At 47.5% G+C, this 8529-nt stretch carries 6 protein-coding genes; 2 read left to right on the top strand and 4 right to left on the bottom strand.

Translation table 11 applies throughout. The features are described 5' to 3' along the window. Nucleotides 1–60 precede the first annotated feature (60 nt). Both DDT91_RS16910 and DDT91_RS16915 read right to left on the bottom strand, forming a co-directional pair. A complete protein-coding gene (locus tag DDT91_RS16910; RefSeq protein ID WP_187177375.1) occupies nt 61–1524 on the bottom strand; it encodes an aldo/keto reductase in 1464 nt (487 codons plus the stop codon). Nucleotide 1525: 1 nt separating this feature from the next. After that, the gene (locus DDT91_RS16915) at nt 1526–3007 is read right to left on the bottom strand and encodes an APC family permease (RefSeq protein WP_187177376.1); all 1482 of its coding nucleotides are present in this window, start codon (nt 3005–3007) and stop codon (nt 1526–1528) included. Nucleotides 3008–3328: 321 nt separating this feature from the next. Here DDT91_RS16915 and pta point away from each other — a divergent pair, with 321 nt between their 5' ends. Both pta and DDT91_RS16925 read left to right on the top strand, forming a co-directional pair. After that, on the top strand, nt 3329–5419 hold the full coding sequence (gene pta / locus DDT91_RS16920) for a phosphate acetyltransferase (RefSeq protein WP_187177377.1): 2091 nt from the start codon (nt 3329–3331) through the stop codon (nt 5417–5419). 289 nt (nt 5420–5708) lie between these two features. Continuing rightward, nucleotides 5709–6914, top strand: coding sequence for an acetate/propionate family kinase (locus tag DDT91_RS16925; protein WP_187177378.1), 1206 nt, complete (start codon nt 5709–5711; stop codon nt 6912–6914). A gap of 285 nt (nt 6915–7199) precedes the next feature. Here DDT91_RS16925 and DDT91_RS16930 read toward each other — a convergent pair whose 3' ends face one another. Together DDT91_RS16930 and DDT91_RS20505 are read right to left on the bottom strand one after the other, a co-directional pair. Beyond that, complete coding sequence (locus tag DDT91_RS16930; RefSeq protein ID WP_187177379.1) at nt 7200–8054, bottom strand: oxygenase MpaB family protein; 855 nt, start codon at nt 8052–8054, stop codon at nt 7200–7202. A 265-nt stretch (nt 8055–8319) separates the two neighbouring features. Next, the coding region (locus DDT91_RS20505; RefSeq protein WP_222718672.1) for a hypothetical protein at nt 8320–8529 on the bottom strand (210 nt) is incomplete at its 5' end.

Below are 8529 nucleotides of genomic sequence, written 5' to 3' on the forward strand. Positions count from 1 at the left end.
GGAAATAAGGGTTTTGATTAGGATAAGTTATCACTTATTCTCCTCCAATGCTCTCTTTTCTCAGGCATTTTTTGGTTCGATGACCGCCTCTGCTTCCATTTCTACCAAGTATTCTTCTCCAATCAAATCCGCTCTGACCATGGTGTTTGCCGGCTGAATACCTCCAAACCGCTGTCCATGCGCTCTGGAAATGGGTTCCCATTGATCGGCGTTGCGGATGAAAATCCTCGTTCGGACGACATCTTCCAAGTTTCCTCCCAGGGATTGGATAGCCCCTTCGATTTTGTCCAAAATAAAATGAGCCTGAGCTCCGGGGTCATTTCCCCCCATGGCTTTGGCGCCGTGTGTGGCCGTGGTACCGGATACCAAAATGCGGTTCCCCTTTCTCACGGCACGGCTGAAGCCCGCAATATCCTCCCAAATCGTTCCGCTGAGGGCTTTCGTTCTTCCGTCTGACCCCTTCTGAGTGGGGTATGGAGAAGGGAATGATTCCACATGGTGACTCAAATCTCCTGAAGCCGTCAAAAAAGGAGGCTTTCGGTATTCATCCCCACAGTCGCCCGGAATCGCAGAAAGGGTATGTAGAACCTGTTTGATCTGCGATTCGTCTGCCTCATCCAAGCGGAAGGAAAAAAGCTGTTCATTGTCGGCGATATGTTCACTTTTTCCCAGACGGGCACCGATGATGACGCCTCCCACTGCCGGACGGGTTATGATGTAGTGACTGGCAATATTGGCAATGCCGACTCCGTGTTTTTTTGCAATCCCATCCAGGGTCTGGAGTAAGTCTTGGAATTGTGCCCAACCTCCGGCGGTATCAATGAAGCGCTTGTATTTCATCTGCGACCAGGTCAGGGATTCATTCAGCACAGGTTCGGGTTTTCCCAGCCATTTTTCGGAGAGAAAGCCGCCTGCCACTGTGCCAAAGGCCAACAGTTTCACACCGTGCTTCAGGCAAAGGGAAGTCATTTCACCTGCCGCCCGCTGGTCCAAAAGAGAATAGCAAACCTGATTACTTACTACTTGGATTCCCGAATTGACGACGATGTTGAGGTGGGCCGTGTCAAAATTGGTGAGTCCGAGATACTTGATCAGTCCTTCCTCCTTGAGTTCCTGTAGCCAAAAGAGGCAATCTACCCAGCTTGGATGGGCATATTGCCAGGCGTGAAACTGCATCAGGTCAATCTGCTCACTTTGCATGCGGGTGAGGGCCGTCTCTACCGCTTTTCTGACTTGATCTTTGGTGATTCTGTCTGGAGAGGGAACCCATTTGGTGAAGAACTGTGCAGATTCGCTTCCGTAGGTTTGTCGGAAAACTCCCGTGATCTCCTCTGCCGAACCGTAGTGATCGGCCATGTCGAAGGTGGTAAATCCCGCATCCACATAGGCTTTCATGGATTGGGCGGCAAGGAAGGGGTCTACTTTGGTACCGTCTCGCTCCAGGTCAGCAATCTGCCAGAGTCCGGTCAGGGCTCTGCAGATGGTTAATCCGGGGGCTAATTCGTGGTATTTGCTAAGGGTCATATCAGTCTTGTGGTAAGGTCGAAAATCGTTTTTGAAGGTCAGGGTCGTTTTTTTGAAGTTTTTTCCAGCGAAAATAGAAGAGCAGTGAAGCCAGTCCCATCACCATCAGCCATACCCAAGTGGAGTGAAAATACCAGGCAGAAACTTTTGCTGTAAGGTCTTTGCTGACATGGATCAGGAGAAAAGCGGTGAGAAAGACCGTGCCAAGCACTGCGATCATCCGCTGTCCGATAGGATGTTTGAAGAGTTTGATCTCTTTTGCCAAAGCCGGATTTCGTTTGGGAAGAAAAGCCACGGCAAGGCACATCAGTAGGAAATTGACCAGCATAGAGGTAACCATGATATCAATTCCCAAAAAGAAATCACCGGCAAAGTGACTGCCCAAAATTCCCACGGTAGACACCATTCCGCTCAATAGAATTGCCAGGTAAGGAGAGTGGAATTTGGGATGGATGACAGATAGTTTTTTCGGGAAAATCCCGTCTTCCGCCCAGGAAAACACCAGACGGGATACGGACAGGATCATCGCAGGAAGGTCATTGAGCAAGGCTATGGCGGCTCCCAACAAAATCACCACACCCAAACCGGCAGGAAGCAAGTAGGAGAGGAGTCCTGCTGCGGTGATGTCTTTCACCTGGGATTCTGCAGCTACAAACTGCCAAGGAACGGCATGATAGACCGCATAAGTAAAGGCAAAATAAAAGAAGCCTACACCCAAAATCGCTATTCCGATGGCTCTAGGAAGGTTTTTGGTTGGGTTTTTAGCCTCACCCCCCGCCTGGGCGATAGCGTCAAAACCGATAAAACTGGAAAACAAAATAGCAGCTGCCGAAAGAAATGTCGTCCAGTTGAAAGTCGAATCGTAGAGCTCAATTGTCCTTCCATCTTTTTCCCCTAAAGCATGGATAAAATCATCCGTAGAAAAACTCAATCCGGAGAAAATTACCACTGCTCCCAAGACAAACATCAGGATCATCAGCGGGATCAGGGTGCGTTCGTAGGATTTGACCCCCAGCATGTTGATGCCTGCAAAAAGCCAAAGTAGAATTAGCGAGAGACTCACCCTTACGGTGTCCTGACTGATCCAATCTGCCAGGCCGTTCCATTCCAACGCAACCGCCATATCCCGGAAAAAAGGGACCACCACATAGGCAATCACCCCGATCACGATCGACAATCCAAACCACTGGGAAAAACTGGCCACAAACCCCCAATAAGGATGAATCGCCCGACTGGCATAGAGGTAAGAGCCCCCGGCTCTAGGCATGGCCGAGGCCAATATCGAATACGCCAAGGCTGCGAAAATGGCCGGAATAGCTGCAAAAAGAAAGGCTGGAAGAACGTAAGGGCCAATTCCCGGTACGTTTCGCTGAATCATGAATGGAACCACATAGATCGATGCCCCGATCATGGAGCAAATCCCTGTAGCAGCCAGGCCTAGAAGTCCAAGTTGACGGTGGAGGTGAGGTGAATGTTGGGTCATAGAAGGCTAAAAATAGAGAAAAGCCTCCGACTCAGACAATGACTCACCTGGAAACCTCAATTACTTTTTGATCATTTGGATAGCGATTCAATGATGACTCAGATGATTGAGCTATTTAAAAGAGCATTTCCTTATAGAGTTTCGTCTAAAGGCCTCTTTTTGTGGGTTTTTAGAGAAATTTAAGATAAGTTCTTTCAAAGAAATCCACTTTCCAGCTGACCAATTTGAGGGAATTAGCTGAGTTTTGTCAGGTTTTTTGCATTTTATTATTCCCTATTTTGGGCATGGAAAGGTTACTTTAAGGACTTTCCCTATCCGATTATGACAAACGCTATTTACCTCACTACCACTGAGCCCTTTTCCGGAAAATCCATTTACGCCTTAGGACTAATGAACCTTTTAGCCAGCCGTACCGATAAGCTGGCCTATTTCAAGCCCATTATTTCAGGCGGAAAAAAGGAAAAGGATAGGAGACTCGAGTTGCTCAAGGAGCATTTTCACTTGGAGCAGAACTATGAAGAGATGTATGCTTTTACCCGAAAAAAAGCGCTAAAGGAAATCAATAAACGGAATGAGGCCTTCCTGATTGATACTATTATCGAAAAATTCAAAGCTCTTCAAGAATCTTCGGATTTTGTAGTGGTAGAAGGTACCGATTTCACCGATGTCAGTACCAATGTGGAATTTGACGGGAATGTGGCAATCGCAAAAAACCTGGGGATTCCTGCAGCCATTATTCTGAATTGTGAAAAAAGGACCGTTTCTGAAATCTTGGATTTGGCATTAGCCAGTACCAACAGTTTTTTGAACAAGGGAGTACAGGTGCTCACGCTGGTCGCCAACAAGGTGGAAAAAGGAAAGACCGATGACGTTTTGCGTCGCCTTAAGAATGTGCTTTCTCCGGAAATATTGATTTCGGCGATTCCAACGCACGAAGAACTGAGCAATCCCACCTTGGATGAAATCAAAGAATCACTGGGAGCAAATCTGCTTTTTGGGGAGAATCTTTTGACCAATCGTGTGGATCACTCCATCGTAGGGGCCATGCAACTCCATAACTTCTTGGATAGACTGAAAAACAATACCCTGGTGGTCACTCCGGGAGACCGAGGTGATATCATCATCGGCTCCCTGCAGGCTAATGTCTCCAGAAATTTTGGGAAAGTGGCGGGAATCATCGTTTCGGGAGGGATGCATCCTGAGCCTTCTATTGTGAAATTGATCGAGGGTTTGGAGACGATTGTCCCCATACTCCAAGTGGAGGACGGGACCTTTATGGTCGTGACCAAAGTCAACCAAATCCGTGCGAGAATTTCTGCGGATGATAAGGAAAAAATTTCCACGGCTATCAGATTATTCGACAATCATGTGGATGAAAAGGCTCTGGAGGAAAAAATCGTTTCCTTCAGTTCTTCCATTTTGACCCCCAGAATGTTCCAATACCAGATTGTCAAGAGAGCCAAGAGCCAAAAAAAGCATATTGTGCTTCCTGAAGGAAACGACGATCGGATTTTGATAGCAGCAGAAATGCTGATTCGTCAGGAAGTGGTGGATTTGACGATTTTGGGAAGTAGGGAGGAGATAGAGGTTGCTGTGAAAAAGCTCAACCTGTCCTTGGATTTGGAAAAAGTTCAGATCGTAGACCCTGCGACTTCACCCAAGTTAAACGACTATGCCAACACCCTGTATGAACTGAGGAAAAACAAGGGACTCACTCCGGCCACAGCAAGAGACCTGATGCAGGACGTGTCCTATTATGGCACCATGATGGTTTTCAAAGGAGAAGCTGATGGTATGGTGTCCGGAGCGGTGCATACTACCCAGCACACGATCCGTCCTGCTTTGCAGTTTGTGAAGACCAAGCCTGGAAATTCTACCGTTTCCTCTGTTTTCTTCATGTGTTTGCCCAATCGAGTGGCCGTTTTTGGGGATTGTGCCGTAGTGCCAAATCCAACTTCGGAACAGTTGGCAGACATTGCCATTTCCTCTGCCGAATCGGCTTTGATGTTTGGGATTGAACCCAAAATTGCCATGCTTTCTTATTCCTCCGGATCTTCAGGTGAGGGAGAGGAGGTAGAGAAGGTCCGCTTGGCCACTGAGCTTGTAAAATCCAGACGACCCGATCTAAAAGTAGAAGGTCCGATCCAATACGATGCAGCGGTCGATCCCGAAGTGGGTAAAAAGAAAATGCCAAATTCAGATGTGGCTGGACAGGCGAGCGTATTGATTTTCCCTGATCTCAATACCGGAAACAATACCTACAAAGCCGTGCAGCGGGAAACAGGCGCCATCGCCATCGGCCCGATGCTTCAAGGCCTCAACAAGCCTGTCAATGACCTCAGCCGTGGCTGTACCGTAGTGGATATTTTCAATACGGTGGTAATTACCGCGATTCAGGCACAAGAAGGATAATTTACGAAGTACGAAGTGCGATTTACGACATCTTCTTAATAGTAAAGGTTGAAATCTAATTCCTAGCTTTTCCCAATTACATGAAAATCTTATCATCAAAATATAGGTTGTCTTTTTCAGTACATCGGTCACTTGTGCTGAGCTTGTCAAAGCACCTGACATCGGGCTTTTCTCCGGTCTCCCTTCTTCGGTCTTCCAACTTAGCAACCATCCGTCATCGGACATCGGACATCGGTCATCCGACGATCAATCTTCCTTCTTCTGTCTCCTGTCTTCCGTCTTTTCAACCATGAACGTCTTCGTCATCAACTCCGGCAGCAGCTCGATCAAGTACCAACTCATTTCCATGCCCGAAGCGAAAGTGCTCTGCTCGGGCCTCGTGGATCGAATTGGACTGGAAGGCTCCAAGGTGGAGCACAAGTCCTTTTTGCCTCAAGGTGAAGTGAAAAAAGTCCTGGAAGTCTCGGTTCCGCACCATTCGGTTGGGCTTCAGGAAGTAGCCAAATTGCTGACCGATGAGGAAGTAGGCGTGATCTCCGATCCTTCGGAAGTGGAGGTAGTGGGGCATCGGGTGGTGCATGGAGGAGAAAAATTCGCTTCCACCCAAGTCATTACGCCCGAAATCAAAGCCAAAATCAAGGAGCTTTTTCCCTTGGCACCGCTGCATAATCCTGCCAATTACCTCGGCATAGAAGTCGCAGAACGCATTTTTCCCCAGGCTCGACAGATTGCGGTCTTCGATACGGCTTTTCACCAAACTATGCCTGCAGAAGCCTTCCGCATGGCGATTCCGAATGACTTGTATGTCAACCACGGCATTCGGGCCTATGGATTCCACGGCACCAGTCACAAGTATGTGAGCGAGCGGGCTGGAGAATTTTTGCAGAAATCCGGCGCCAAAGTCATCACCATTCACCTCGGAAACGGCTGCAGCATGGCGGCGGTACATGGCGGAAACTGTGTCGATACCAGCATGGGATTGGGTCCGATGAATGGCCTGATCATGGGAACCCGGGCCGGGGATATCGATCAATCGGTGATTTTTTATCTGGTACGCGAACTCGGCTACTCCCTCGACGAGGTGAATAACCTGCTCAATAAAAAAAGTGGGATGCTCGGTTTGACGGGATTTAGTGATATGCGCGACATCGGCAAGCTGTATCATCAGGGGCAGCCCGAAGCCATCTTGGCCTATCAGCTGTATGCTTATCGGATCAAAAAGTACATCGGTTCCTTCGCGGCGGTGATGAATGGCCTGGATGCCATCGTTTTTACCGGAGGAGTGGGAGAAAATGACCAACTCACCCGGAGCTTGGTGTGTGCAAAGATGGATTTTCTCGGCATTCAGCTCGATTCGGAAAAAAATAAACTGCCCAATACCGGCCTTCGCGCCATCCAAGCCGAGACCTCTTCAGTCCAGGTTCTGGTAATTCCTACTAATGAGGAGTTGGAAATAGCGAGGCAGTGTTTTGGGGTGGGGAATGAAGACCGATAACCGAAGGAACCCAAAAACAAGCCTTTTCTTTTACCTTCAATTACCTTCTTGAATCACTGATTAGCTTTGAGAAAATTCAAATTTTAAACCTATCATGGTTCTCAAATAACCAAATCCAAATGAGCGTTTTGTTGTAGCCAGAGGTTTCAACCCCTGGAATAGGATCACGGCCAATGCCCCCATCGCTGGCGCAGGGTTTTGGATTGGAACAGAAAATTGGTTTCCGGCGAAACGGAGATGGGTTGATGTGAATTTTTAAACCGACGAAACCAAAAAAAGCAAAACCTATTCGGACACTGCTTTTGAAGGAAAAGTCCCTAACTCCTCGATTTGATACCCTTCTGGATAGCTGGGTCTTTTCCTGACAGTTCCCAAAATCGGATGCTTTGGTTCTCCTCTTAATTGATGCAGAAACGCATGTAATCCAAGCCCTTTTTTGACAATCCATTTCCTGAGGCCGGATACTTTCCGGATGCCCAAGGCCTCGCGCAAGGGATCATCAAGCAAAGCGTAAACAAATGGACGACCCAGCCCAAACAGCCATTTGGGAAGGTAGAATCCTAAAAGTAAATCAATGGTCTTGTCTGCAATGATTTGGTTGCTCTTCTCAAACCGAAAATGCTCTGCTTCATACTGCCTGTTGTAAGCTTCAAATTCGGGTAAGGTTTGAGGAACATTTTTGAGGTTCATTCTTTTGCCCAGTTCGAGGTAGTTTTTGAAAACACCCTCCTTCTCTACCTCAGTCATGGGCCGATAGGCGTACTTTTCGATCCATCGGATCGGCTCAAAAATGAAAGTCGAAAGCACATACAAAAATTCCTCATTAGAAATAGCAAAGCGTCCATGCATGGCATTCATTCGACGAATGGCTCGCTTTCCCCTCAGGCTGTTCATTCCGTGTTCGAGGATTTCAAAGAGGATCAGCTCGGTATCATCATAGCGCTTTCTGGGCCTCCGGACAAATTCTCCAGTCTCCACCAATAGTCCCGAAATGGAAGGAACAGCAAAAGTTCTGAACAGGGCAAACTCTAGGGATCGCTCCAAATCCCAAGGAAATACATGGCAACTCAGCAGAAAAGAGATTTTTTCATGATCTGTTTGAGGGTTTAAATGTTGGATTTGAGCTGAAAAAGGTTTCATGGAAGCAAATGAATTCTATTTGTGAAAAATACGAGGAAGATGAGATATTTTACCACAAGGGTCTGATTTTTACTCATGTTCAATAAAAATCAAGATCCAAAGGAGCGTTTGGTTATTGCCAGGGGTTTCAACCCCTGGATTAAAAGATAAGCCAAGAACTCCATCGCTGGCGCAGGGTTTTGGTTTGGAACGAGATCTCGGATCGCCAGCGAAACGGAGAAGGGACTTGCGGTTTATAAAAAATTTTCAAGAACCTTGGCTCTGATTAGTGCCTGTCTGCGATTGTCAGGTAATCCATTGGCTGGAGTAACAGGTTGTCGATCTCGATTGGTTTAGTGCCAGCTCCCAAGGAGCGTTTGGTTATTGCCAGGGGTTTCAACCCCTGGATTAAAAGATAAGCCAAGACCCCCATCGCTGGCGTACGAATTTTGGTTTGGAACGAGAACTCGGATCGCCAGCGAAACGGAGAAGGGAC

Source organism: Algoriphagus sp. AK58, assembly GCF_014324365.1.
In the GTDB taxonomy this organism is placed as follows: domain Bacteria; phylum Bacteroidota; class Bacteroidia; order Cytophagales; family Cyclobacteriaceae; genus Algoriphagus.